Source organism: Bradyrhizobium lablabi, assembly GCF_018129385.1.
In the GTDB taxonomy this organism is placed as follows: Bacteria; Pseudomonadota; Alphaproteobacteria; order Rhizobiales; family Xanthobacteraceae; genus Bradyrhizobium; species Bradyrhizobium lablabi_C.
In genome coordinates this window covers 104,419-129,978 of the sequence record NZ_JAFCLN010000007.1, presented here as the reverse complement: position 1 = coordinate 129,978, position 25,560 = coordinate 104,419, and the positions used below count along the sequence as shown (strand labels likewise).

General features: G+C 62.6%; 18 protein-coding genes and 1 pseudogene. 8 read left to right on the top strand and 11 right to left on the bottom strand.

From position 1 onward, the window contains the following. The first annotated feature begins 16 nt into the window (after positions 1 to 16). Positions 17 to 1,816, top strand: coding sequence for a glycoside hydrolase family 15 protein (locus tag JQ628_RS16285; RefSeq protein WP_212223693.1), 1,800 nt, complete (start codon positions 17 to 19; stop codon positions 1,814 to 1,816). A 134-nt stretch (positions 1,817 to 1,950) separates the two neighbouring features. On the opposite strand, the gene JQ628_RS16280 is transcribed toward JQ628_RS16285, so the two are convergent. From JQ628_RS16280 to JQ628_RS16245, 8 genes are all read right to left on the bottom strand, one after another. Continuing rightward, on the bottom strand, positions 1,951 to 2,751 hold the full coding sequence (locus JQ628_RS16280; protein WP_212223691.1) for an HAD family hydrolase: 801 nt from the start codon (positions 2,749 to 2,751) through the stop codon (positions 1,951 to 1,953). Continuing rightward, on the bottom strand, positions 2,748 to 3,236 hold the full coding sequence (locus JQ628_RS16275) for a gluconokinase (protein WP_212223904.1): 489 nt from the start codon (positions 3,234 to 3,236) through the stop codon (positions 2,748 to 2,750). The genes JQ628_RS16280 and JQ628_RS16275 overlap by 4 nt, the downstream gene beginning before the upstream one ends. Positions 3,237 to 3,273: 37 nt before the next feature. Further along, the gene (gene pgl / locus JQ628_RS16270; protein ID WP_212223688.1) at positions 3,274 to 4,020 is read right to left on the bottom strand and encodes a 6-phosphogluconolactonase; all 747 of its coding nucleotides are present in this window, start codon (positions 4,018 to 4,020) and stop codon (positions 3,274 to 3,276) included. A 2-nt stretch (positions 4,021 to 4,022) separates the two neighbouring features. Further along, positions 4,023 to 5,534 (bottom strand): glucose-6-phosphate dehydrogenase, encoded by a 1,512-nt coding sequence (gene zwf, locus JQ628_RS16265; RefSeq protein ID WP_212223686.1) that lies wholly within the window; start codon positions 5,532 to 5,534, stop codon positions 4,023 to 4,025. A gap of 5 nt (positions 5,535 to 5,539) precedes the next feature. Then, positions 5,540 to 6,526 carry a phosphogluconate dehydrogenase (NAD(+)-dependent, decarboxylating) gene (gene gnd / locus JQ628_RS16260; protein ID WP_212223685.1) on the bottom strand — a complete coding sequence of 329 codons (987 nt, stop codon included), beginning with the start codon at positions 6,524 to 6,526 and terminating at the stop codon, positions 5,540 to 5,542. Between the two features lie 11 nt (positions 6,527 to 6,537). Then, complete coding sequence (locus JQ628_RS16255; protein ID WP_212223684.1) at positions 6,538 to 9,384, bottom strand: bifunctional transaldolase/phosoglucose isomerase; 2,847 nt, start codon at positions 9,382 to 9,384, stop codon at positions 6,538 to 6,540. Positions 9,385 to 9,600: 216 nt separating this feature from the next. After that, a complete protein-coding gene (locus JQ628_RS16250; protein ID WP_212223682.1) occupies positions 9,601 to 10,050 on the bottom strand; it encodes a DsrE family protein in 450 nt (149 codons plus the stop codon). An 11-nt stretch (positions 10,051 to 10,061) separates the two neighbouring features. Beyond that, positions 10,062 to 10,682 carry a hypothetical protein gene (locus JQ628_RS16245; protein WP_212223902.1) on the bottom strand — a complete coding sequence of 207 codons (621 nt, stop codon included), beginning with the start codon at positions 10,680 to 10,682 and terminating at the stop codon, positions 10,062 to 10,064. 225 nt (positions 10,683 to 10,907) lie between these two features. Between JQ628_RS16245 and JQ628_RS16240 the strand changes: the two genes are divergently transcribed. From JQ628_RS16240 to JQ628_RS16210, 7 genes and pseudogenes are all read left to right on the top strand, one after another. Beyond that, positions 10,908 to 11,498 carry an HdeD family acid-resistance protein gene (locus tag JQ628_RS16240; RefSeq protein ID WP_212223680.1) on the top strand — a complete coding sequence of 197 codons (591 nt, stop codon included), beginning with the start codon at positions 10,908 to 10,910 and terminating at the stop codon, positions 11,496 to 11,498. A 596-nt stretch (positions 11,499 to 12,094) separates the two neighbouring features. Next, positions 12,095 to 14,047 carry an endo alpha-1,4 polygalactosaminidase gene (locus JQ628_RS16235; protein ID WP_212223678.1) on the top strand — a complete coding sequence of 651 codons (1,953 nt, stop codon included), beginning with the start codon at positions 12,095 to 12,097 and terminating at the stop codon, positions 14,045 to 14,047. 364 nt (positions 14,048 to 14,411) lie between these two features. Continuing rightward, a complete protein-coding gene (locus JQ628_RS16230) occupies positions 14,412 to 16,124 on the top strand; it encodes a type I secretion system permease/ATPase (protein WP_212223901.1) in 1,713 nt (570 codons plus the stop codon). 2 nt (positions 16,125 to 16,126) lie between these two features. Further along, positions 16,127 to 17,989 (top strand): HlyD family type I secretion periplasmic adaptor subunit, encoded by a 1,863-nt coding sequence (locus JQ628_RS16225; RefSeq protein ID WP_212223668.1) that lies wholly within the window; start codon positions 16,127 to 16,129, stop codon positions 17,987 to 17,989. Continuing rightward, positions 17,979 to 18,209: a hypothetical protein gene (locus JQ628_RS16220; RefSeq protein WP_212223666.1), complete on the top strand. Its 231-nt coding sequence runs from the start codon at positions 17,979 to 17,981 to the stop codon at positions 18,207 to 18,209. The genes JQ628_RS16225 and JQ628_RS16220 overlap by 11 nt, the downstream gene beginning before the upstream one ends. A 174-nt stretch (positions 18,210 to 18,383) precedes the next feature. Next, positions 18,384 to 19,673: a DUF3754 domain-containing protein gene (locus tag JQ628_RS16215; protein ID WP_212223665.1), complete on the top strand. Its 1,290-nt coding sequence runs from the start codon at positions 18,384 to 18,386 to the stop codon at positions 19,671 to 19,673. Positions 19,674 to 19,809: 136 nt separating this feature from the next. Continuing rightward, a pseudogene (locus JQ628_RS16210) lies at positions 19,810 to 20,780 on the top strand (ABC transporter substrate-binding protein). A 12-nt stretch (positions 20,781 to 20,792) separates the two neighbouring features. Here JQ628_RS16210 and JQ628_RS16200 read toward each other — a convergent pair. The 3 genes from JQ628_RS16200 to JQ628_RS16190 are packed head-to-tail and all read right to left on the bottom strand — an operon-like array spanning position 20,793 to position 25,461. Continuing rightward, the gene (locus tag JQ628_RS16200) at positions 20,793 to 21,848 is read right to left on the bottom strand and encodes a 2-oxoacid:ferredoxin oxidoreductase subunit beta (protein ID WP_212223659.1); all 1,056 of its coding nucleotides are present in this window, start codon (positions 21,846 to 21,848) and stop codon (positions 20,793 to 20,795) included. Further along, on the bottom strand, positions 21,845 to 23,692 hold the full coding sequence (locus tag JQ628_RS16195; RefSeq protein WP_212223657.1) for a 2-oxoacid:acceptor oxidoreductase subunit alpha: 1,848 nt from the start codon (positions 23,690 to 23,692) through the stop codon (positions 21,845 to 21,847). The genes JQ628_RS16200 and JQ628_RS16195 overlap by 4 nt, the downstream gene beginning before the upstream one ends. Beyond that, entirely contained in the window at positions 23,662 to 25,461 is a 1,800-nt protein-coding gene (locus tag JQ628_RS16190) for an FAD-dependent oxidoreductase (protein WP_212223654.1), read from the bottom strand. Before JQ628_RS16190 ends, JQ628_RS16195 begins: the two co-directional genes overlap by 31 nt. Positions 25,462 to 25,560: the final 99 nt, after the last annotated feature.

Here is a 25,560-nt window from a genome sequence, read left to right as displayed (position 1 = left end):
TGACGGTGACGAAAATTTGCCCTGCAAAATCGAAGATTATGGACTGATCGGCGACTGCGAGACCGCGGCGCTGGTCGGCCGGGACGGGTCGATCGACTGGCTGTGCTGGCCTGCCTTCGATTCCGATGCCTGTTTTGCCGCTCTGCTGGGCACCCGCAAGAACGGCCGCTGGCTGATCGCGCCGGCAACGGAGCCGACAAAGATCTCGCGCCGCTACTGGGACAATACGCTGATCCTGGAAACGCAGTTCGAGACGGTCGACGGCACGGTCGCGATCATCGACTTCATGCCGCCGCGCGGCAACGCATCGGACGTCGTGCGGCTGGTGCGCGGCATCAGCGGGCGCGTCAAGATGCGGATGGAGCTCATCATCCGCTTCGGCTTCGGCGCCGACATTCCCTGGGTCAGGAAGCACGAGAACGGCCTGCTCGCGATCTGCGGGCAGGACATGACGGTGCTGCGCACGCCGGTCGAGACCCGGGGCGAGGATTTGACCACGATCGCGGATTTCGAGATCGGCGAGGGCGAGACCGTGCCGTTCGTGCTCACCTATGGTCCGTCGCATCTGGCGGTGCCAAAGCCGATCGATCCGGCTCAGGCGCTGGAGGACACCGAGGATTTCTGGGCCGAATGGAGCAGCCGCTGCACCTATGAAGGGGCGGGCCGCGATCTCGTGCTCCGCTCGCTGATCACCCTGAAGGCGCTGACGTTCGCCCCAACCGGCGGCATCGTTGCGGCACCCACGACATCGTTGCCGGAAAAACTGGGCGGAGCCAGGAACTGGGATTATCGCTTCTGCTGGCTGCGCGACGCCACCTTCACGCTGCTGGCTCTGATGAACTCCGGCTACACCGAAGAAGCGCTGGCTTGGCACAACTGGCTATTGCGCGCCGTCGCGGGATCGCCGGCCCTGATGCAGATCATGTACGGCATCATGGGCCAGCGGCGCCTCCTGGAGTGGGAGGCCGGGTGGCTCGCCGGCTATGAGGGCGCGCGGCCGGTGCGGGTCGGCAATGCCGCGCATGCGCAGTTGCAGCTCGACGTCTACGGCGAGTTGATCGACGCGTTCCATCAGTCGCGGATGGAAAAGCTTCAGCTTTACGAAGGAAGCTGGGCGATCGAATGCTCCGTGCTGGAGCATCTCTCGGGCGTGTGGGACCGGCCGGATCACGGCATCTGGGAGCGGCGCGGCGACGGCCGGCATTATGTGTTCTCGAAAGTCATGTGCTGGGTGGCGTTCGACCGCGGCATCAAGAGCGTGGAAAAATTCGGCTTCAAGGCGCCGCTCGAAAAGTGGCGCGATCTGCGCGCGATCATTCATCGCGACGTCTGCGAAAAGGGATTTGACCGCGAGCTCAACGCCTTTGTCGAGTCCTATGATTCAAAAATGCTCGATGCCAGCATCCTGCTGCTGCCCGCGGTGGGCTTTCTGCCGCCGTCCGATCCGCGGGTGCAGGGCACGCTGGCGGCCGTCGAAAAATACCTGATGCGGGACGGCTTCGTGCTGCGGCACGACCCGCGCGAGGTCACGGAGGAAACGCAGCCGATCGAGGGCGCATTCCTCGCCTGCACGCTGTGGCTGGCCGATGCCTATGTGCTGGCCGGCAACATCGACAGGGCGCAGGCACTGTTCGACCAGGTGGTGAAGGTAGCTAACGATCTCGGCCTCCTGGCGGAAGAGTATGACACGCAAGCCGGCCGGCAGACCGGCAATTTCCCGCAGGCGCTGACCCATATCGCGCTGATCAATACTGCGCACAATCTCAGCAGCGCGAAGCGGACGACCGAAAAACCGGCGGTGCAGCGGTCAAAATAATTGTCGTCCCTGCGAACGCAGGGACCCATACGCTGCGGCCTCTCTCGAGGCACGGCAGCGGCTTCCTCTTCCAACAATTGGCAACGGTGGTTATGGGTCCCTGCGTTCGCAGGGACGACGGTGATGGTGTGGCACTACTTAGCCAAAATCACATCCATCGCCTTCGCGAACCCGTCTTCCTCATTCGAGGCCGTGACATGCTTCGCGCGCTTCTTGACGTCGTCGCTCGCATTGCCCATCGCAAACGAAACGCCGCTTCTGGCAAACATCGGCAGATCGTTCTGCATGTCGCCGATGGTGGCAACTTCGGACAGGGGGACGCCGAGCCGCTTTGCTATGTCAGTGACAAACGTGCCCTTGTCGCGGCCCGGCGGCGTGACGTCGAGATAATAGGTCTGCGAGCGAACCGCGGTGGCTTGCGTACCGACGGCGGCCTGCATCGCAGCCTCGCACCGGACCAGCAGTTCCGCGTTCGAGCTGGCGCCGACGATCTTGCAGGCGCGGGAGAGATACGGCGCGAAATCGGCAACGATCACGGGATCATGCTTGATGGCGAGTTTTTCGTGGCCGACATATTCGCCATCGGGATTGCGCGTCAGCCATTGCTCGTTGGTGAACAGCCAGATGTCGACGCCGAAATCCGTCAGCACGTCGAGGGCGCGCCGGGCCGTATCGGGAGGGATCAGATGCTGTTCGATCGGCTTTAGCTGCGGATCGACGATCGAACTGCCATTGAAGGCGCCGACCGGAAGCGTGATCGCAAGCGGGGTGACCAGAAATCCCATGCCGATGGTAGGGCGACTGGAGACGATGGTGAAGCCGATGCCGGCTTCGTGCAGCCGCCGTGCGGCCTGCTTGCTCGCATCCGTCAGGGTCTTGTTCTTCGTCAGCAGCGTGCCGTCGACATCGGAGACAACGAGCTTGATGCGGGTCATACGGGGTCCAGTTCCAATTGGCTGACAATGTCGTCGACGACGGCATCCACCGTAGCGTCGATCGAAACCACGATCGGCCGTTCATCTGCGGTTGGCCGTTCGAGGGTCTTGAACTGACTGTCCAGCAGGCCCGGCGGCATGAAGTGGCCGCGCCTGGCGGCGAGCCGGCCGGCGATCAGTTCCTGCGTGCCGTCGAGAAAGACGATGCGGATGTCGTCTTGCCCGTGAACAAGCACGTTGCGATAGGCGCGCTTCAGCGCCGAGCAGGCTACCACCACGCGCTCGCCTTTCATGAGCAGGCGGTCGATTTCATCGGCGATGGCCTTGAGCCAGGGCCAGCGGTCCTCATCGGTGAGCGGCTGGCCTGCGCTCATCTTGGCGATGTTGCTTGCCGGGTGAAACCTGTCGCCATCCTCGCAACGCCAGCCGATCCGCTCTGCGAGCGTCTCCGCGATCGTGCTTTTGCCGGAGCCGGACACGCCCATCACGATCAGCGCGCAAAGAACCGTACGAGGGACTTTTTCATCGTCCACGAAAGCTCTCCGGAAGCGCGGCCTGGTCCACCAGCCAGACGGTCTCGCCCGCGGATCGCGCGCGGTTGGCCGGCAGGTTCTCGCCGCCGAACACGCGGGTCAGGATGGCGCGTTTGTCGGTGCCTGCTACTTCGAAGAGCATTTCGCGGCACGAGCCCAGCGCGGGAAGGGTGAGGGTTACCCGCGGCACAAACGGCTCGACATTGGCTTTGGGCACGCCGACGACCCAGTGTGACGTCTCTTCAAGCGCCGGATAGCTCGGGAACAGTGAGGCGGTATGCCCGTCGGGGCCGACGCCCATCAGCACAAGATCAAACAGGGGACGGTCTGACTCGATATTGTTGGCGCCATAGAACGACTTCAGTTCTTCTGCGTATTGCTCGGCGCTGGCGTTGGGATCGTCGGCATCTGTTGGAATGGCGTGCACATTCTCGGTCGGCGCGCACTCATCTAGGAAAATCTGCCGCGCTGCGCTCATGTTATTGCGCGGATCGTCCGCCGGCACGAAGCGCTCGTCGCCGATGAACCAATGCACGCGATCCCAGGGGATCTTGCCCCGATAGGCATCCGTCGCCAGCAATGCATAGAGTTGGCGCGGACTTGAGCCGCCGGTCAGGCACACCGCGATGCGTCCGTTGTTTTCCGAGACCCGCGCCGACAGCCGGTCTGCCGCGGATTTGGCCAGCGCGGCCGGGTCGGCCACCGTGATGATCTTGCGCTTGCTGAGCGAGCCCATGGTCAGCCGAGCTTCCGCCAGCTGCGGCCGTCGCGCGCCAGCAGCTCTTCCGCCTTGGCGGGGCCCTCGCTGCCGGCCTTGTAGTTTTCCAGGCCGTCGGCGCCGGCCTTCTTCCAGGCATCGAGGAACGGCTGCACCGCCTGCCATCCCGCCTCCACGCCGTCGGCACGCTGGAACAGGATGTTGTCGCCGATCATGCAGTCATAGATCAGTGTCTCGTAGCCGGTGGACGGCTCGGCCTTGAAGTAATCCTTGTAGCGGAACTTCATCTCGACGCCGTCGATATTGATGGTCGGGCCCGGCACCTTGGTGTTGAACTGTAGCTCGATGCCTTCGGTCGGCTCGGTCGAAATGATCATGAAATTCTGCGACAACCGATCGACAGGCGTATCGCGGAACATCGCAAACGGCGCCTGCTTGAACTTGATGGCGATCTCGGTGCGCTTGGCGCACAGCGCCTTGCCGGTGCGCAGGTAAAAGGGAACGCCGGCCCAGCGCCAGTTGTCGATGGTCAGCTTCAACGCGGCATAGGTTTCCGTGGTGCTGCCCGGCTTGACGTCTTCGGTCTTGCGGTAGTCCTCGAGGTCGGTATCGCCGATCTTGCCGGCCAGATATTGCCCGCGCACGGAATTATTCAGCGCGTCGGCTTCGCTCTGGCGCTGGATCGCGGAGAGCACCTCCGCCTTTTCCGAGCGCACCGAATGCGCGTCGAATTTCACCGGCGGCTCCATCGTCACCAGCGACAGCAACTGGAACAGATGGTTCGGCACCATGTCGCGCAGCGCGCCCGTGGAATCGTAGAAGCTGCCGCGGTGGCCGACGCCAAGTTTTTCGTCGACCGTGATCTGGATGTGGTCGATATGGTTGCGATTCCAGATCGGCTCGAACATGCCGTTGGCAAAGCGCAGCACCAGGATGTTCTGTACCGTTTCCTTGCCGAGATAGTGATCGATCCGGTAGATCTGGTGTTCGTCCATGAGTTGCAGCAGCGCGCCGTTCAGCGCCCTGGCCGAGGCCAGATCGGTGCCGAACGGCTTTTCCACCACCAGCCGCCGCCACATGCCGTTTTCCTTCAGCATGCCGGTGCGGCCGAGTTCGCGGCTGATCGGCAAGAACGCGCCCGGCGGCGTTGCCAGATAGAACAGCCGGTTGCCGCCGGTGCCTCGCGCCGCCTCGAGCTTGTCGAGCTGGTCGCGCATCGTGTCGAAGGATTCGGGTTCTCTCGGGTCGGCTTCGATCGCCGTCACGCAATCCAGCAATCGTTTGGCGATTGCCTCATCGACCGCACGGGTGGCGAATTTGCGCAGGCCCTGCATCAGGTCTGCGCGCAGCTTCTCGCTCGTCGTACCCTTGCGCGCGACGCCGACGAGGCAGAACTTGTCGGGGAGCAGGTTGCTGGCGGCGAGATTGTAGAGGGCGGGGATCACGAGGCGATGCGTCAGGTCGCCGGTCACGCCGAAGATGACGAAGGAGCAGGGGTCGGGCTTCTTCTGGACTGATGTGCTGATTGCCATTCGTATCAAGCCTTCGGCTTGGTTGGTTCCCTGTGGCCCCCAAAGCCGGCACGCATCGCGGAAAGAATTTTTTCCGCAAAGGTATGATCCTTGCGCGAGCGGAAGCGTGCAAACAGCGCCGCGGTCAGCACCTCCGCCGGCACGGCCTCATCGACTGCGGCATTGACGGTCCAGCGGCCTTCGCCGGAATCTTCCACGAAGCCGGAGTAACTATCCAGTGTGTGGTTCTCGGCGAGCGCAGATGCGGTGAGATCGAGCAGCCATGACGGGATCACGCTGCCGCGGCGCCACACTTCTGCGATATCAGCGATATCGAGGTCGAAGCGATGCTCGGGCGGCAGCGCCTCGATATTGGCATTCTTGAGAATGTCAAAACCCTCGGCATAAGCCTGCATCAGGCCGTACTCGATACCGTTGTGGATCATCTTTACAAAATGCCCGGCACCGGTCGGACCGGCATGGATGTAGCCCTGCTCGATGCGGGGATCGCGCCCGCTGCGGCCTTCGGTTCGAGGAATATTGCCGATGCCCGGCGCTAGCGCGGCAAAGATCGGGTCGAGCCGGTCGACCACCTTCTTGTCGCCGCCGATCATCATGCAATAGCCGCGCTCGATGCCCCAGACGCCGCCGCTGGTGCCGACGTCGACATAATGCAGCCCGCGCTCCCTGAGCGCCTTGCCGCGGCGGACGTCGTCCTGCCAAAAACTGTTGCCGCCGTCGATGATCACGTCATCGGCCTGCATCAGCTTTGCCAGCGTCTCGACAGTCGCTTCCGTGATCTTGCCGGCCGGCAGCATCACCCAGGCGGCGCGCGGCTTCTCGAGCTTTGCGACGAATTCCTCCAGCGTAGCGGCGCCGGTCGCGCCTTCGGCCGCAAGCGTGGCAACGGCCTTGGAATCCTTATCGTACACGACGGTGCTATGTCCGTGCTTCATCAGCCGGCGGACGATGTTGCCGCCCATCCGGCCGAGGCCGATCATGCCGAGCTGCATCCTGGTTCTTCCTAGTTGAGAGCTTCGGTGATCGCGGCATCGAGCGCTTTCAGGCCTGATGCAAGATCACCCTTGAGATGCACCCGCAGCGCGCGACGGCCGCGCTCCGTGAGCACGTCGAAATCGCCGCGCGCCTGCGCCGCCTTGATGATGCCGAAACTCGCCTTCTGACCGGGCACCTTGAGATCCTTTTTCTCGTCGGCCGTGATCTGCAAAAACACGCCGCTGTCCGGGCCGCCCTTGTAGGCTTGCCCCGTCGAATGCAGGAAGCGCGGCCCGAACTCAGCGCAGGTTGCCACATGCCTGTGGTCGCGCACCGCCAGCCGCATCCTTTGCAGGGCATCGATATGCTCGCCGTCGCGCTCGATATAGGCGAGCAGGGCGACGTAATCGCCGCGGCCGGCACGGGAAAGGTGCGCCTTGATCCAGGAGCCGAGCGTGCCGTCGGCCCCGGCCTTGCGCAACTCCTCGGCATTCTGCTCGTCGGTGTAGAGATCGGCTTCGTCCGAAGACACCACCGGTTCTTCGGCCGGCAATGTGCCGGTCTTCTCAAACGCGCCGGTCAATTCCCGTGTCTTGATTTTTGCGGATTCGACGTCGGGCTGGTTGAACGGGTTGATGCCGAGGATCGCGCCCGCCACCGCGGTCGCCATCTCGAACCGGAAAAACTCCTGGCCGAGATGGTCGATCGACTTCATGACAATGCGCACCACGGGATGGCCGGCCTTTTCCAGCGCATCGAGCTTTTCGTCATGCGCGGCATCGTCCTCGCCTTCGGTGCGCAGGTCGATGAAGAAGCGGTCATCGCCGTAGAGCACGGCATCGCCGAGCGTTTCGCCGTCGATCGGAATCAAGCCCTTGCCTTCCTTGCCGGTCGATTCCGCAATCAATTGCTCGGTCCAGGCGCCGAAATCCGCGACGGCCTTCGACGAGAAGATCGTCACCTTGTCGCGGCCTTCGAGCCCGGCGAGGCCCATGGCGAGGCCGAGCTGTACGCCGGGATTTTCATGCGGCGGCACGTCCGGCCCGCAGGAGCGCACCATCGAGAGCGCAAGCCCAATCAGGCCGCGCACATCGATCCCGGCGGTCGCGGCGGGTACGAGACCGAACGGCGACAGCACGGAATAACGTCCACCGATGCTGGGCTCGCCATGGAAGATACGCGCAAAACCCTGCTTCGTTGCGACTTTCTCCAGCGACGAGCCGGGATCGGTCACCGCGATGAAGCGATGCCCGGCCTTGTCCTTGCCGATCGCCTTTGAGACGCGGTCGAAGAAATAGTCCTTCATCGCGTTCGGCTCGGTGGTGCCGCCGGACTTACTGGAGACGATGAATACCGTCCTGGCAATATCGACGGAAGCCTCCATCGCCCGCACCTGCGCCGGGTCGGTGGAATCGAGCACGTGCAGTTTCGGGAAGCCGGCCTTCTTCGGAAAGGTCTGTGCCAGCACTTCCGGACCAAGGCTCGATCCGCCCATGCCGAGCACGACGGCATCAGTGAAATTCTGGCCCTTCACGCGCTGCGCATAGTCTTCGTAATCCGCAATGTCGGCTTTTGCCGGGCTATCGAGCCAGCCCAGCCACTTGTTCTCGTCATCGCCGGTCCAGACCGATTTGTCCTTCTGCCACAATTTTCGAATTTTCGCCGAGGCGCGCCATTCTTCGGTGCTCTTCGCGACGGTCTTGCCGAGGCTCTCACCGAGGGCGAGCTGTTGGCCGTCGATGTTCTCGCCAAGCGACGTTGCGCGCTTGAAGGCAACCGCGCCGTAGAGCTTGTCGGCAGCATCCGCAAACAATTTAACGCCGTCGACGACGAGTTCGGCCGTGATCGCGTCGAGCGAGATACCGGTTCTTTCCAGTTCCTCCAGCACGCGGGCGGCGTCTTCGACATCCTCTTCCAGGGAGTCGCGAACGTTGCCGTGATCGCGGAACGCATCGAGTGTGGCGGGCGGCACGGTATTGACCGTGTTGGGGCCGATCAATTCCTCGACGTAGAGGACGTCGGAATATTCCTTGTTCTTGGTTCCGGTGGACGCCCATAGCAGCCGCTGTGGCCTGGCGCCCTTGGCGGCGAGCTTTTCCCAACGTGGGCCCGCGAACAGCTTCTTGTAATCCTGATACGCCATCTTGGCGTTAGCAATGGCGACGTGGCCCATCAGGTTGGCTAGCCGCTCCTTTTCGGTTGGATCGTTGGCCTTCGCGATTTTCTCAAGCAACTGCTTGTCGACCGCGCTGTCGATGCGGCTGACGAAGAAGCTGGCGACGCTCGCGACATGCGAGGGATCGCCGCCCTTGGCGACGTATTTTTCCAACCCCGCAAGATAAGCCTCAACGACATCTCGGTAGACTTCCTGCGAGAACAACAGCGTGATGTTGATCGAAATGCCTTCGCCAATCAGCGCTTCGATGGCCGGCAGGCCCTCGTCGGTCGCCGGTACCTTCACCATCAAGTTCTTGCGTTTGACGTCCTTCCAGAGCCGCTTCGCTTCTGCAATCGTCCCCTTGGTATCGTTGGCGAGATAGGGCGATACTTCCAGGCTGACAAAGCCATCGCCGCCGTTGGTCGCGTCATAGACGGGTCTGAGCACATCGGCGGCATTCTGGATATCTTCGACGGCCACGGCTTCAAACAGATCGGCCACCGAGCGGTCGCTCTGCTTCAGGGCCTTGGCGATGGCGCCGTCATACTCATCGGAACTGCCGATCGCCTTCTCGAAGATGGCGGGGTTGGAAGTGACGCCCTTCACGCCATCAGTCTCGATCAGCTTTTTGAGGTCGCCCTTGGCGACAAAGCCGCGGGCGAGGAAATCGAGCCAGACCGCCTGGCCGTGGTTTTCGAGTGCTTTGACGGGATTCATGATGCCTGTTCTGCTTGGTTTGGCGCGAGCCAGCGTGGAATGCGGGTTCCAGCTTTCGGGCGGGAGCGGGGATTGTCAACACGGGCAGGATACAGATAGGGAGAATCTGCGCTTCCCAAGGGGATAACGCCATTCAAATCCGTTCGATCCGTGGCCGACGCCGGTGATTAGACCGCAATTTTGTGACAGACAGCGCCGCACCCGGGGCCGCAGCTATCAGGGCCGCAGGTAGAGGTATCCCTGCGACTGCAATTCAGCGATGCGCACCACGCCGCCTTGTTCCACGGCCACAAAGCCGGGCAGCAAATCCTGCACGGTCACATTCTGCGACTTCATGGTGTTGCCGCAGGCGGCAAGCTCAAGGCCGGCCTTGGAGAATTGCCCGACCCGTTTGGTGATATCGGGATTGGCGGACGATGCATGGAATGCCTTCAGCGCCTGGCCGTGAATGACCAGAGCGATGGTGACATTGCCGGGGCCGCCGACTCCGTCAAAATGATTCTGGATATTGCCGAGGACGAAATTGACCTTGTCGAGGTCGTTGAGGTGGTAGACCACCTTGAGCTTCCTTGCCGCGGGCGTCTCGGTTGCCGCGTTGGCACGAGAGGCTCCGAATGCACCGCCGATCGCGGCAATCACACCCGATAGCAGGCTGCGTCGATGCATGGCATTCTCCATCACTTGCGTCGAAGCGCGGCGAGCACCTTGCGGTCGGTCACGAGCGAGGCGCATTCCCTGTTGTCGACGCGATCAAGCCGGAATATCCCGTCGTCGGCGCCCGCGGTCAACGAATGATCGGCCTCGTCGTCCGGCTTGTTGTTCTGCCAGATGCGAACGCGCTCGAGCCGGATGACCGCTGATTTGTCGTCCTTCGAGACTGCGGCTTGGAGTCCGCCGCCGTCGCAATCGACGCCGCAGCCCAGGCGGATTTCGCCATCGGTATTTTCCGCGATCACGTGACTGCACGAGCCGGAGGAGTCGAACTGGCCCGATCGATGGCGAAATTTTACGCCGAGGCGGAAGGAGTAGTTGGTGATCTTCTCGTCCGGTGGATTTTCCGCGCTGACGAGTAGTTTCATCGCCGCGACCTTCTGCTTTGGATGCTTTGCCAGATGCTCGGCATCATAGACGCGTACGAAGCAGGCGTAGGTGATGTCAGGCGTCAGCGGCGCTGCAAACAGCCGCTTGTCGAAAGTGGCGGCCTTGGCCTTGTCGATTTCTCCTTGTTCTTCCTGGGCGGCGGCGGTGCCGCAAGCGAGTGCCGCGATCGACAGGGCAAACAGAATACGCGCTGATATCATGGGGTTGCCCGCGAAAATGGGTGATGACCCCCGATTAGTCGCTTCCGGACGCCCTGGCGTTCAAGGCCCGGCAGGGCCGGCTTTCCGTTTCCGTCACATCCCGGCCAGTCGACTGATCCAGATCAATCCGGTATTCTTGCCGGGTGCTACCTGCCGTTGAGACCGGAGCGACTTCCGAGCGCCGCGGCCTTCGTGAGCGCTCGCTTTCGAGAGGTGATCGCCATGTCCACTCCATCCATGACCCTTCTTCCCCGCCCGATGCTGCACGCGCTCGCCAAGAACTGGTGGCTGCTACTGCTCCGCGGCATCGCTTCCATCGTGTTCGGCGTGCTGGCCTTTGTCTGGCCCGGCCTCACTTTGGTGACGCTGGTGCTGTTCTACGGCGCTTTCGCGCTGGTGGACGGCGTGATCGCGCTTATCGCGGCCTTCTCCGGCGGCGGGGGCAGGCCGGCGCCGACCTGGTGGCTGGTCATCGTCGGCCTGCTCGGGATTGCGGCCGGGATCGTCACCTTCCTGATGCCCGGCATCACCGCGCTGCTGCTGATCATATTCATCGGCGTTTGGGCGCTGGTGCACGGCATCTTCGAGATCATCGGGGCCATTCAGCTTCGCAAGGAGATCGACAATGAGTGGATGCTGATCCTCTCCGGCGTCATCTCGGTGCTGTTCGGCCTGATCGTGCTGATAGCTCCGGGCGCCGGCGCACTCGGGCTGATCTGGGCGATCGCCGCCTATTCGATCGTGTTCGGCATCACCTTCATCGCGCTGGCGTTGCGGCTGAGGAACCACAAGCACGAGCCGGTCGCGGCGTAACCTTTGACGGCATCCTCTCGATGCTCGTATCATCGCGGGGAAGTTGGCGATGAATGGAGTCGTCGATGCCTTCCGAGGATGTTGCGCGGATCGAGCGCATCATCGCCGATTTGCGTCCGCAATTGCCAGGCCCGCCTGGAAGTGCGCCTTAGTTCAGGTCTGCCTCGCGGGCGCCGTCGGAAGGTCTTCTAATGCAAGTTAGAAAATCGCTACTTGGGCCGGAAAGCGAAATTCCACCATCAAGGGTACGCGCTGGTGGACTTTGGAGGCTGTGAATGTGCTCGGCCTTATGGTTCGAGATGCGCCACAGGGCGGCGCCGCGCGTGAGCGACAGCAAGAGAAGATGATCCTATTTTGTCGGCGCTGCTGCGCGCTGACGAGGAAGCATCGACGGATTGTGCTGCTGACGGCCGCGGAAATAATTTCAGGAACGTCGTGCACGTTCAGATTGATAATCAAATAATATCAATAGAGCGCTCCAACAGTGCTCCAAAGCCGCTCCAAGCTGGCCGCCAACTTTTCCCGAAGCGACCTTTATTCGGCCTCGTTTCCTCCGGAGCAACACGCTTGGGAACAATAAAGTAGGGGAAATGCAAATGACGGTAACCGCAGATTACGTGCTGCAAGGGGTGGATCCCGCGAAGATCGCGGTGGCGCCGTTCGACGTTCAAGTAGTCGAAACCGAGAATGATTCCGGTGTGCCGTTCACGGCGTCTCAGGTGTCGCTGATGAAGAGCGGCGGCAGCCAGGTGCTCGGCTATTTCAACCTGGGCGAGGCCGAGAATTACCGGGACTATTTCAGCACGCTGTCGAAGTCCATCATCGGCCCCGAGGACCGGGACTGGCCGGGTAATTTCCACGTTGCCTACTGGACGCCGGAATGGAAGGCGGTTGCGGAGAAGGCCATCGATCAGATGATCTCTGCCGGTTACGACGGCATCTATTTCGACGTGGTCGACGAGTTCTATACCTCGTGGGCGAAGAACCACGATCCGAATGCCGAACAGGACATGGTCGACCTTGTCGTGTCGCTCAAGCAGTACGCGGTGTCGAAGGATCCGAGCTTCAAGGTGTGGGTCAACGGCGCTGAAGAGCTGCTCGATCACGCCAACTATTTGAACGCCATCGACGGCATGTTCAAGGAGGAGGTGTACTACACCGACAGCGGTCAGAAGCAGCCTGTCTCGGAGACGCAGTACACGGTCGAAAACCTGCAAAAGGCTGTCGATGCCGGCAAGCCGGTCGTGGTCATCGAATATGTGAGCGGGGCGACCAAGATCGCCGATGTTCATGCGCAGGCCACACGTGACGGTCTCGGGTCCTATGTCGCGCATCTCGATCTCAACGGGATCGACTACGACGGCGTACTTCCGGGGCAGACGGTGCATCCGATCGACGGATCGACCGGTGGCACGACCGATGGCACCGGCGGTACGACTGACGGCACCGGCGGCACAACGGGCGGCACCGGCGGCACGACGGGCGGCACCGGCGGTACGACCGATGGCACCGGCGGTTCGACCGGAAGCACGGACGGTGGCACCAGCTCGGGCGGTTCGTATGGGCCGATCACGGCGGATTACGTACTGCAAGGGGTGGATCCCGCGGAGATCGCGAAGGCACCGTTCGACGTTCAGGTGGTCGAAACCGAGAATGATTCCGGTGTGCCGTTCACGGCGTCTCAGGTGTCGCTGATGAAGAGCGGCGGCAGCCAGGTGCTCGGCTATTTCAACCTGGGCGAGGCCGAGAATTACCGGGACTATTTCAGCACGCTGTCGAAGTCCATCATCGGCCCCGAGGACCGGGACTGGCCGGGCAATTTCCACGTTGCCTACTGGACGCCGGAATGGAAGGCGGTTGCGGAGAAGGCCATCGATCAGATGATCTCTGCCGGCTACGACGGCATCTATTTCGACGTGGTCGACGAGTTCTACGCGAGATGGGCGAAGAAAAACGATCCGAATGCCGAACAGGACATGGTCGACCTCGTCGTATCGCTCAAGCAGTACGCGGTGTCGAAGGATCCGAGCTTCAAGGTGTGGGTCAACGGCGCCGAAGAGCTGCTCGATCACGCCAACTACGTGAACGCCATCGACGGCATGTTCAAGGAGGAGGTGTATTATACGGACAGCGGCAGGAAGCAGCCTCTCGCCGAGACGCAGTACACGGTCGAAAACCTGCAAAAGGCTGTCGATGCTGGCAAGCCGGTCGTGGTCATCGAATATGTGAACAGTGCGAAGAAGATCGCGGACGTTCAAGCCAAGGCCACGAATGACGGCTTCGGGTCCTATGTCACGCATCTCGATCTCGACGGGATTGACTACGACGGCGTGCTGCCTGGTCAGACCGTGCGTTCGCTCGAAACGACCACCAGTACCACCACGCCGATTGCCGACACTCAAACGACGACGTCTCAAAACGATTGGTGGCACAAGTTCGACAAGGCTACCGCCGCGAGCAGCACTACTGCGACGATGGCACCCGTCGCGACCGACTGGAGTGCGGATCATACTCACGACCTGCATCACCATTATTCGCACTTGTGGTGACGCCAACGCCCCAGCGCCGTCGCCTGCTTCCTTGGCGAGCGCGGTCCGATGGGGCGAAGTTTGGACTTCAGTGGAGCCTCTGCCTCGCTGAGGCAGAGGGATCGACGGCCACCTACCTCTTTTCACCTACCTCTTTTGGGGTAGGTGGGTTCTGTTGGCAGACACGCGAGGGCCGCAATGCTGTCAGCAATTCGTCAGCATCCGTCATCATGGAACCTTGGCATGATCGTACGAGGGGACCGCAACCGATGAGAGTTGGTTCGTTCAGATGGGCATGATGCCGTCCTTCAACGTGAAGGACGCGGTGCCGGCGGCGCCTGCGGATGATCCCGTTGGCGTGAGCCTGCGCGCGAGCGCGCGACGGATGGTCGGCATCGCCGGGTTCAGCGGCGTGGTGAACGTCCTGATGCTGTCGGGCTCGCTCTACATGCTACAGGTCTACGACAGGGTGATCCCGAGCCGCAACCTCGCGACCCTGCTCGGCCTCTCGCTGATGGTGTTGTTCGCTTACCTCGTCCAAGGCTATTTCGAGGCATTGCGCTCGCGCATGCTGTGCCGGGTGGCGACACTGTTTGACGTCAGCCTGCAGGAATCGATTCATACCGCGCTGGCCACGCTGCCTCTTCGTGGCGCGGGCCCGATGACGCTACAGCAGCCCCTGCGCGATCTCGACCAGGTGCGCAGCTTCATGTCGGGACTGGGACCGACGGCGTTTCTGGACATGCCCTGGATTCCGATCTTCCTGATTGCGCTGTTCCTGTTCCATCCTGCGATCGGCATGACCGCGGTGGTGGGAATAATCGCGATCATCGCGATGACGCTCGTGACGGAGCGGCTCTCGCGCGGTGCGACCAAGATCGCGATGGACCTGAGCGCTCGCAGGCAGGTGCTGGCCGACGCCACCCAACGCAACGCCGAGGTCATCCAGGCACTCGGCATGACCGATCGCTTCACGGCGCGCTGGTCCCAGACCAACGAGCGCTACTTACGCGAAAACATCCGGGCCACCGACATCTATGCCAATCTCGGATCGGGTGCGAAGCTGTTGCGCTACGTGCTACAGTCGGGGATGCTGGGGATCGGCGCCTACCTCGTGGTGATCGACAAGGCCTCTGGCGGCATCATGATCGCCTCGTCGATCATGATGGGACGCGCGCTGGCGCCGGTCGAGCTTGCACTCGGCACCTGGAAGCAATTGGTTGCGGCGCGCCAGAGCCTCATCCGGCTGCGTGACATCTGCAAGCTGACGGCAAAGCCGCCGGCGCCGCCGGTCGCGCTGCCGCGTCCCCGCCGCGAGCTTACGGTGGAAAATCTCTGCGTCGCGGTCCCCGGCATGAACAAGCCTATCGTGTCCGACATCTCGTTCTCGCTGAAGTCGGGCATGGGACTGGCGCTGCTCGGCGCCAGTGCATCCGGCAAGACTTCGCTGTCGAAAGCGCTGGTCGGGATCTGGCCGGCTGCACAGGGCGTCGTTCGGCTCGACGGCGCGGCAATCGATCAATGGGGCAGCGCGGAACTGGGCCGCCATATCGGCTATCTGCCGCAGGAGGTGTCGCTGCTGGATGGCACGGTGGCCGAGAATATCTGCCGGTTCGACGAGAAGGCGACGTCAGAGGCAATCCTGAAGGCTGCGCGGATCGCCGGCGTGCACGACATGATCCTGCGTCTGCCGCAGGGATACGCGACGCGCATCGGTCAGGGCGGCATGTCGCTCTCCGCAGGCCAGCGCCAGCGGATTGGCCTTGCGCGCGCGGTCTACGGCGACCCGTTCCTGATCGTGCTCGATGAGCCCAACGCGAACCTTGACACCGACGGCGAGAATTCGCTGGGTGGCGCCATTCACACCTTGCGCCGCAACGGCAGCATCGTGATCGTCATATCGCATCGTCCGAGCGCGCTCGCCGTGCTGGACATGGCGATGGTGCTGTTTGAAGGGAAGACGATTGCGTTCGGGACGTGCGAGGAAATCTTTGCACGAATCGAGGCGGGATCGGGCAAGTCCGGGGCCGCAATGCATCCGGCCGCCGCGCGGACCGTCCGCGCGATGCGTCGCGCCGCGATTACCGAGACCGCCTGACCATGCCGCCCACACTCGCAACGGGACCATCGGAAGAGGCAGGCGTGACCCGCACGCCAAATTCGGATGCGCACGGACCGCAGGGCGCCGCCCTGGTGCTCGAGCTACAGCGTCTGCGCCGCGCCTTCGACGGCGAGATCCGCAGGCATCATGCCGGTTCGCATGGGCGGCGCCCGCAGTCCGACGCGTCGGTGCGATCCTCTGATCGCCGGGCCGGCAAGAGCAGGCGCAGGAAAAAGAGCAGGCTGGGACGCGTCATCGATTTCTGTCTCGTCCAGTTCGGATTGAAATCCCCCGCCATCGAGCGAGGCATCGCGCAGGATGAGATTCCAATTGCACCTCGCCAAACAGGCGATGGCCTTGTGTCTCGTCGTGTATTGACGATGGACCTGACGAAATCCGCATCGGCAATCGATACGCCACGAGTGAACCTTTCGCCGTCGTTGACGCCCGCGAAGTCCGTTGAACGCATGCTGCGCGTTGGCGGCGTCAGTCTGGTCGCGGCAACGTCATTCCTGCTCGGGCGCAATGGCCACGCCGGCGCGATTGATGCCGCCGATGCCAGCCTGCTGACACGCGCCGGCCGGTCGTATGAGAACGAGTTGCGGACCGGCCTTCGTGTTCTGCTCGTCGTCACCCTCTTGGGCGGTGGCTGGCTTGCGCTGGCTCCGCTCGCAGGCGCCGTCGTGGTGCCGGGAAATCTCGTCGTGCAGTCCAATGTGAAATCGATTCAGCATCCGACCGGCGGCGTGGTCGCGGAAATCAAGGTTACCGACGGCGCGCGGGTAGCCGCGGGTGATCTCCTGCTGCGGCTCGACGCCACCCAGGTGCAGGCCAGCCTTCAGATCGTAAGCAAGCAGCTCGACGAGGTCCGCGCGCGGATTGCGCGGCTGACTGCCGAGCGGGATGGCCTCGCCCAGGTTGAATTTCCCGCCGTGTTGACGGCGCGCGCAGGCGATGCCAACGTCCGCGGCCTGCTGAATTCGGAGACCTCCTTGTTCAAGGCCCGTTCGGAGGGGCGCGCGAGCCAGAAGAATCTCTTGCAGAGCAAGATCACGCAGCTCAGCCAGGAAACGTCGGGGCTGGAGGCCCAGGTTTCTTCCAAGCTGAAGCAGCTCGACCTGATCGCCGGCGAGCTCACGGGGGTGCAGGATCTCTACGACAAGCGGCTGGTGCCGCTGGCGCGCCTGACGACGTTGCAGCGCGAAACCGCCCGGATCGAAGGCGAGCGCGGGCAATTGATATCCTCGATCGCCGAGACAAGAACGAAGGTCGATGAGAATCAACTCCAGATCGCCCGGCTCGATCAGGACTTCCGCACCGACGTGGTCAAGGAGCTTGGCGAGACCCAGGGCAAGGAAGCCGAACTCATCGAACGTGGCGTTGCCGCCCGGGATCAACTCAACCGTATCGAGCTGCGCGCGCCGACGTCGGGCACGATCCACCAGCTTTCCGTCCATACGATCGGCGGCGTGATCCGTCCCGGCGACGTCATCATGCAGCTCGTTCCCGACGCGGACGATCTGCTTGTCGAAGCGAAGCTTCAGCCGCATGACATCGACCAGGTCCGCCCGGGGCAGCAGGCGTTCGTCCGTTTCTCGTCGTTCAATCAGCGGACTACACCGCAGCTCGCCGGCACGGTGTCGCTGGTATCGGCCGACATCAGGCACGATTCTCAGACCAATGCGTCCTATTACTCGGTCCGGGTCGTGCTGCCCGATGACGAGCGTCGCCGGCTCGGCGGCCTACAACTCGTTCCGGGCATGCCGGCCGAGGTCTTCATGCAGACCGGGAGCCGCACGATGATGAGCTATCTGTTCAAGCCCATCACCGAGCAGTTCAATCGGGCTTTTGTTGAGCGGTAGCCGCCGCTGCGCGATCCTGCATCCCGCCGTGGTACTCGCATTCGCGGATCGCACGCACGTCCTGCTCACCGCTATCGCCCATCCGCGCATCGTGCCCGATGGCGCCGGTGCGCTCGGGCTGATCTGGGCGATCGCCGCCTATTCGATCGTGTTCGGCATCACCTTCATCGCGCCGGCGTTGCGGCTGAGGAACCACGAGTACGAGCCGGTCGCGGCATAGCGCGGGCGAGCAGGCATCGGCCGGCACGGCCAAGCCGTCGACTTCCGGCTCGGGACGCGATATTTCCCCGAGCCGGTCCGGTCTGCTATGGCAGGGGGGCCTGTTTTTACTTCCGGATCGATCCCGCAGGAAAGCGTTCCCGATGGTTGTCATGATGCTGGCGAGCGGTTCTTGATGGACGCGCCGGTGCGCGGAATCGCCCCGCGAGAGCAGCGTGACCGTGTCATTCCGCTGCGCAAGTCGGATGTCATCGACGGGCTGATTGCAGAGGGCCGGCTCGACGAAGCTGACCAGGCGAGGTTCAGGCAACTGGCCCGCATGCTCGGCGCCATCCTGCATTACGACTATCTCGAAGAACTCGATCGGCTGCGCGAGACCTACTTTTACTTCGATCCCGAGATCGATCCGCACGAGTTCGGCTCGGCCAAGGATTTGAACGCGGCTTATCGGGAATTGACCGATGAATTCGTCCGCGTATTGACGGACGCCAACTTCATCGAGGTCTCGCATGCGGAGATCACGAAAGCCTTCGCCGAAGGCGCCCGTGTCAGGGTGAAGATCAAGGCGCCGGTCGAGGATTATCGCGACGTCCGCATGTTCCGCCGCGGCTCTCACATGGAGACGATCAAGGTGCCGGCCTGGTTCGGCCTGCGCCGGCGGCCGCTGGAGATCATGGTCTATGACGACGTCGTGCTGATGGTCGCAACCAAGCCTGACGGCATGGACGCGGCCGACAACCGGCTGGCCCTGCTGAGCGCAAGGCGCGGCGGACAAAAAGTCCGCAGCGGCGCGATGCTGCTAAAATACTTCCGCCACATCGCGCGCGCCGACCTCAAGGCGCTGTTTCCCAATGTCCGCGTGGTCAGGAGCCTGATCGATCACCTCACGCTGGGCGTGCCGGCGATTCTCGGCGGCGTGCCGATCCTCATCAAGCTGGCGTCGACCATGACGGTGCTGTTTCTGGTCGCCGGCTTCTATCTCGGGCTATCAGGCACGATCCACGACAAGGACGTGGAGCAGGCGCTGGCCGCGCTCAGCGGACTGCTGGCACTCGGCGCGTTCCTGCTGCGGCAATGGGGAAATTTCCACCGCCAGTCGCTGGTCCATCAGAAGCAGCTCACCGACAATGTCTATTACCGCAACGTCAACAATAATTCCGGCATCTTCAGCTATCTGATCGGCGAAGCCGAGGATCAGGATTGGAAGGAAACGCTGCTGGCGTACTACGGCCTGCTGACCGAAGCCGCGCCTATTGCACGCGAATTGCTGGATACGCGCATCGAGGAGCTTCTGGCTCGCATGATCGGAATCTCCGCCGATTTCGACGTCGACCACGCTCTGTCGCGGCTAAGGCAGTATGACCTTGTCGTCGAGACCGGCGACGGCTTGATAGCGGTGCCGCTTGCCGACGCGCTGGCGCGCCTCGACCGGAAATGGAAGGGGCTGTTGCAGCCGGCGGCCTGACGGCCAAAGTACGCACGCACGAGGCGGCTCGGCGCATCGGGCGGCAGCCATCGGGACGACCCCTTGCGTCGCTTCCCATTGACGGCGCAGGCCGGTACGATGCGCTGAACTAGAGCGTCGGTCCGGGGGCTATCGGATGAGGCGGCGTGAATTTATTCAATTAATCGGCGGCGCGGCTGCCGCCTGGCCCGTCGTCGCTCGGGGCCAGCAATCGACCAGGATTCTGGTCGTTGGCTTTCTGGTACCCGGTTCGCAAGCTTCGCACGGCGCGTGGGTTGCGGCATTCGGACAGCGGATGTCAGAACTTGGCTGGAGCGAAGGCCGTAATATCACGATCGAACACCGGTGGGCCGTAGGCGATAACCAGCGCATGACGGAGTTCGCCGCCGAATTCGTTCAGCGCAAGGTTGACGTCATCGTCAGCTCGGCAAACGGCGTCCGAATCGCAAGACAAGCGACATCCAGTATCCCGATCGTGTTCGCCGCGTTCGGCGATCCCGTCGCCGCGGGGCTGGCCGTGAGCTTGGCAAGACCGGGCGGCAATGCCACAGGCCTGACGGTTCAGCCGAGCGATCTTGCCGGCAAGCGCATCGGTCTGTTGCGCGAGATCATTCCGAACTTCCGCCGCCTCTCGGCGCTGACCAATGTCGCTTCCACCAATTTTTCGGAGGCCGAGGGAATCCGAACGGCGGCTGCCGCATTCGGTATCGAGGCCAAGATCTTCGAGATCCGCACCTCTGACGATATCGCGACCGCGCTCGCAAACCTCAAGGGTACGGATGCGCTTTATGTGCTGAGCGAACCGCTTGTGAATGCCTACAAGGCCAAGATCATCGAAACGGTCACGGCTGAGAAAATTCCGACAGTCTTCGGCTTCCGCGAATTCGTGGATGCCGGCGGCCTGATGTCTTACGGGCCGAATTTTTCCGACCTGTTTCGGCGTGCCGCCGACTTTGCCGATAAAATCCTGCGGGGGCCAAGCCCGCCGACATTCCGGTGCAGCAGCCCGTAAAATTCGACCTGATCATCAATTTGAAGGCGGCGCGCGCAATTGGACTCAAGATCCCGGAATCGTTCCTGCTGCTCGCCGACGAGGTGATCGAGTGAGGCTTGCGCTGTTCAGCGCAAGCTGGCGTTGATCTTGTCCAGCGCCGCGGAGCCGGGGCAGAGCGCCTTCTCGTCCAGCGTATTCAGCGGTGTCTCGACGGTGTCGAGATGGGCGTGCAGGTCTTCGGCTTCCGGATCGACATAGAGCAGCCCGGTGACGATCTGGCCCTTGGCCGCATGCTTTTGCAGGAAATTCTGCGCACCCAGCCGGTCATGCGGATCGTAGTCGGCATCGAGCTTGCGCAGCGCGAGCTTGGTGCCGTCGTGCTGCTCCACCACCTGCACGGTGCCCGGCGCATAGTCCACCGCGATCGGTTCGCGGCCGACCAGCACGTCGAGCCGGTTCACGGCGTCGTTGTGCTCGCGAACGTAATCAAAGCTCTTGGTCGAGCCGGCATGGTTGTTGAAGGCGATGCAGGGGCTGATCACGTCGATGAAGGATGCACCCTTGTGGCGGATCGCGGCGGCGATCAGCGGCACGAGCTGGGTCTTGTCGCCGGAGAAACTGCGGGCGACGAAGGTCGCGCCGAGTTGCAGCGCGATCGCCACGAGGTCGATCGCATTGTCGGTGTTCGTCACGCCCTTCTTCGACTTCGAGCCGAAATCGGCGGTGGCCGAGAACTGGCCCTTGGTCAGGCCGTATACGCCGTTGTTCTCGACGATATAGGTCATGTTGACGCCGCGCCGGATCGAATGCGCGAACTGGCCAAAGCCGATCGAGGCGGAGTCGCCGTCGCCGGAGACGCCGAGATAGATCAGGTCGCGGTTGGCAAGGTTGGCGCCGGTCAGCACCGACGGCATGCGGCCGTGCACCGAATTGAAGCCATGCGAATTGCCGAGGAAATAGTCCGGCGTCTTGGACGAGCAGCCGATGCCGGAGATCTTCGCCACCCGGTGCGGCTCGATCGACAGCTCGTAGCAGGCCTCGATGATCGAGGCGGTGATCGAGTCGTGACCGCAGCCGGCGCACAGCGTCGAGATTTTTCCCTCGTAATCACGGTGGGTATAGCCCAGCTCGTTCTTCGGCAGGCCCGGATGATGGAATTTCGGTTTCGCAATATAGGTCATGACACGGCCTTGCGGAGTGGGGTCACCTTGAGATGGTCCTGATGGTCGCCGATCGCATTCGCGATGAAGCGCGCCGTGATCGGGGTGCCGTCATAATGCAGGATCGGCACCAGCCGCACCGGATCGATGCCGTTCTCGTTGACGATCAGCGAGCGAAGCTGAGCGTCACGGTTCTGTTCGACGACGTAAACAAAATCATGGTCGGCAATAAAGCTCGCGACGCTGGAATGGAACGGGAAGGCGCGGATGCGCAAGCGGTCGAGATGATGGCCACGCGCTTCCAGCAGCCCGATCGCCTCGTCCATCGCAGGCGAGGTCGAGCCGAAATAGATCACGCCGTACTTGGTCGGCTTGCCGGCGTTGGCCTGCAGCGGCCGCGGCACCAGATCCTGCGCGGTCTCGAACTTGCGCACCAGGCGCTGCATGTTGTCGGCATAGACGGCGCCTTCTTCCGAATAACGCGCATATCGGTCGCGCGAGGTGCCGCGGGTAAAATAGGAGCCCTTGGTCGGATGCGTGCCGGGATAGGTGCGGTAGGGGATGCCGTCGCCGTCGACGTCGAGATAACGGCCGAAATCGCGGCCTTCCTCCAGCATCTCCGCCGTCATCACCTTGCCGCGGTCATATTGCCTTGCGTCGTCCCACTTCAGCGGACGGCAGAGGCGGTGGTTCATGCCGATGTCGAGATCGAGCATCAGGAAGATCGTGGTCTGTAGCCGCTCGGCAAGGTCGAACGAGTGCGCCGCGAATTCGAACGCCTCGGCCGGATCCTCGGGGAACAGCAGCACATGCTTGGTGTCGCCATGCGAGGCATAGGCGCACGCAATGATGTCGCATTGCTGGGTGCGCGTCGGCATGCCGGTGGAGGGGCCGGCGCGCTGGATGTTCATGATCACGGCCGGAATTTCGGCAAAGTATGAGAGGCCGATGAACTCCGTCATCAGGGAGATGCCGGGACCGGAAGTCGCGGTGAAGGCGCGCGCGCCGTTCCAGGAGGCGCCGATCACGATGCCGATCGAGGCGAGTTCATCCTCGCCCTGCACGATGGCGTACTTTGCCTTGCCGGTTTCCGGATCGTGACGCAGCCTCTTGCAATGGCTGGTAAAAGCCTCCGCCACGGACGACGACGGCGTGATCGGGTACCAGGCGCAGACCGTGGCGCCGCCATAGACGGCGCCGAGCGCAGCGGCGCTGTTGCCCTCGATGAAAATGCGCTCGCCGACCTTGTCGGCCTTCTTCACCCGCAGCCCGATCGGGCATTTCAAATTCTGCAATGCCCAGTCGCGGCCGAGATGCAGCGCATGGACGTTGGAGGACAGCAGCTTCTCCTTGCCCTTGTACTGCTCGCCGATCAGTTGCTCGATCAGCTTGTAGTCCATGTCGAACAGGGCGGACAGCGCGCCGAGATAGATGATGTTCTTGAAAAGCTGGCGCTGGCGCGGATCGGTATAGGTCGAGTTGGTGATGGCGGTCAGCGGCACGCCGATGACAGTGATATCCGCGCGGAATTTCGACGTCGGCATCGGCTTGGTGGAATCGTAGAACAGATAGCCGCCGGGTTCGATCGAGGCGACGTCCTTGTCCCAGGTCTGCGGGTTCATCGCCACCATCATGTCGACGCCGCCGCGGGCGCCGAGATGGCCGTCCTCGGTGACGCGCACCTCATACCAGGTCGGCAGGCCCTGGATGTTGGAGGGGAAGATGTTGCGAGGGCTGACCGGCACACCGTGGCGCAGGATCGAGCGCGCGAACAGCTCGTTGGCGCTGGCCGAACCCGAGCCGTTGACGTTGGCGAAGCGGACGACGAAGTCGTTTACGCTGCTGATCGGGCTTTGGTCTGGCATGTGGATCCCGCGTAAGTCATGTCGATGAGGTACTTTTGCATGTCCCAGGCGCCGGTCGGGCAGCGCTCGGCACACAGGCCGCAATGCAGGCAGACGTCTTCGTCCTTCACCATGACGCGGCCGGTCTTCAGCCCGTCCTGCACATAGAGGGCCTGGTCGTGATGCGGCGACGGCGCGCTCAGCCGCTGGCGCAGATCATCTTCCTCGCCATTCTCTGTGAAGGTGATGCAGTCCATCGGGCATATGTCGACGCAGGCGTCGCACTCGATGCAGAGCGGTGCTGAAAACACCGTCTGCACGTCGCAGTTCAGGCAGCGCTGCGCCTCGCCGAGCGCGAGCTTGACGTCGTAGCCGAGCTCGACCTCGGCGCGGATATCCTTCAGCGCGATCACCTTGTCGCGATGCGGCACCTTGAAGCGCTTGTCGGCGGAGATGTCGTTGTCATAGCTCCACTCGTGGATGCCCATCTTCTGCGAAGAGACATGTACCTCCGGCAGCGGGCGCTCGTTGATGTCCTCGCCCGAGAGCAGCTTGTGGATCGACAGCGCGGCGTCATGGCCATGCGCCACCGCCCAGATGATGTTTTTCGGGCCGAACGCCGCGTCGCCGCCGAAGAACACCTTCGGGTTGGTGGAGACAAAGGTCTTGGGATCGACCTTCGGCATGTTCCACTTGTCGAACTCGATGCCGCAATCGCGCTCGATCCAGGGGAACGCGTTCTCCTGGCCGACCGCGACCAGCACGTCGTCGCAGGGAATGGTCTGGTCCGGCTCGCCCGCGGGCACCAGATTGCGGCGTCCCTTGGCGTCGTATTCCGCCTTCACCTTCTGGAAAGTGACGCCGGTGAGCTTGCCGTTGTTGTGGATGAAGGCGACCGGCACCATGAAGTTGAGGATCGGAATATCCTCATGCATGGCGTCTTCCTTCTCCCAGGGAGAGGCCTTCATCTCCTCAAAACCGGAGCGCACCACGACCTTGACGTCGCTGCCGCCGAGGCGGCGGGCGGTGCGGCAGCAGTCCATCGCGGTGTTGCCGCCGCCGAGCACGATGACGCGGCGGCCGATCTTGTCGACGTGACCGAACGAGACGTTGGCGAGCCATTCGATGCCGATATGGATGTTGCTGGCTGCTTCCTTGCGGCCGGGAATATCGAGCTCGCGGCCGCGCGGCGCACCGGAGCCGACGAAGATCGCGTCGTAGTTTTCGGCAAGCAGCTTCTTCAGGCTGTCGACGCGGTGTCCGCCTTTGAATTCGACGCCGAGACCCAGGATGTAGCCGGTCTCCTCGTCGATCACGGAGTCGGGCAGCCGGAATTTCGGAATCTGGCTGCGCATCATGCCGCCGGCCTTCGGGTCGGAATCGAACACCGTGCAGTGATAGCCGAGCGGCGCGAGGTCGCGTGCCACCGCCAGCGAAGCGGGGCCGCCGCCGACCAGCGCAATGCGCTTGCCGTTCTTCGGCCCAGGCTTCGGCATGCGATGCTGGACGTTGTCCTTAAAGTCGGCGGCGACGCGCTTGAGGCGGCAGATCGCGACCGGATTTTCCTCGACCCGGCCGCGCCGGCAGGCCGGCTCGCACGGACGATCGCAGGTGCGTCCCAAAATTCCGGGAAACACATTCGATTTCCAATTGATCATGTAGGCGTCGCTGTAACGCCCATCAGCAATCAACCGGATATATTCGGGGACGGGGGTGTGCGCGGGACAAGCCCATTGGCAGTCGACCACTTTGTGGAAGTAGTCGGGCGCCGAGATGTCAGTCGGTTTCATTCCTACCTTGTCCGCGCGGGCAACGTAGCAAAGGCGCGCGGCCTCATTTTGCCGACGAACGCTTACCGAGCGTTCTTGTGGTTTTTGAATTGCATCATA

Coding starts and splice junctions, on each gene's coding strand:
- JQ628_RS16280 (WP_212223691.1), bottom strand. CDS start 2,751: ATGACCCGCATCAAGCTCGTTGTCTCCGATGTCGACGGCACGCTGCTG.
- JQ628_RS16275 (WP_212223904.1), bottom strand. CDS start 3,236: ATGGGCGTGTCCGGCTCCGGCAAAAGCACGATCGCGGAGACGCTCGCA.
- pgl (WP_212223688.1), bottom strand. CDS start 4,020: ATGGGCTCGCTCAGCAAGCGCAAGATCATCACGGTGGCCGACCCGGCC.
- zwf (WP_212223686.1), bottom strand. CDS start 5,534: ATGGCAATCAGCACATCAGTCCAGAAGAAGCCCGACCCCTGCTCCTTC.
- gnd (WP_212223685.1), bottom strand. CDS start 6,526: ATGCAGCTCGGCATGATCGGCCTCGGCCGGATGGGCGGCAACATCGTC.
- JQ628_RS16255 (WP_212223684.1), bottom strand. CDS start 9,384: ATGAATCCCGTCAAAGCACTCGAAAACCACGGCCAGGCGGTCTGGCTC.
- JQ628_RS16250 (WP_212223682.1), bottom strand. CDS start 10,050: ATGCATCGACGCAGCCTGCTATCGGGTGTGATTGCCGCGATCGGCGGT.
- JQ628_RS16240 (WP_212223680.1), top strand. CDS start 10,908: ATGTCCACTCCATCCATGACCCTTCTTCCCCGCCCGATGCTGCACGCG.
- JQ628_RS16235 (WP_212223678.1), top strand. CDS start 12,095: ATGACGGTAACCGCAGATTACGTGCTGCAAGGGGTGGATCCCGCGAAG.
- JQ628_RS16230 (WP_212223901.1), top strand. CDS start 14,412: ATGGTCGGCATCGCCGGGTTCAGCGGCGTGGTGAACGTCCTGATGCTG.
- JQ628_RS16225 (WP_212223668.1), top strand. CDS start 16,127: ATGCCGCCCACACTCGCAACGGGACCATCGGAAGAGGCAGGCGTGACC.
- JQ628_RS16215 (WP_212223665.1), top strand. CDS start 18,384: ATGGACGCGCCGGTGCGCGGAATCGCCCCGCGAGAGCAGCGTGACCGT.
- JQ628_RS16200 (WP_212223659.1), bottom strand. CDS start 21,848: ATGACCTATATTGCGAAACCGAAATTCCATCATCCGGGCCTGCCGAAG.
- JQ628_RS16195 (WP_212223657.1), bottom strand. CDS start 23,692: ATGCCAGACCAAAGCCCGATCAGCAGCGTAAACGACTTCGTCGTCCGC.
- JQ628_RS16190 (WP_212223654.1), bottom strand. CDS start 25,461: ATGAAACCGACTGACATCTCGGCGCCCGACTACTTCCACAAAGTGGTC.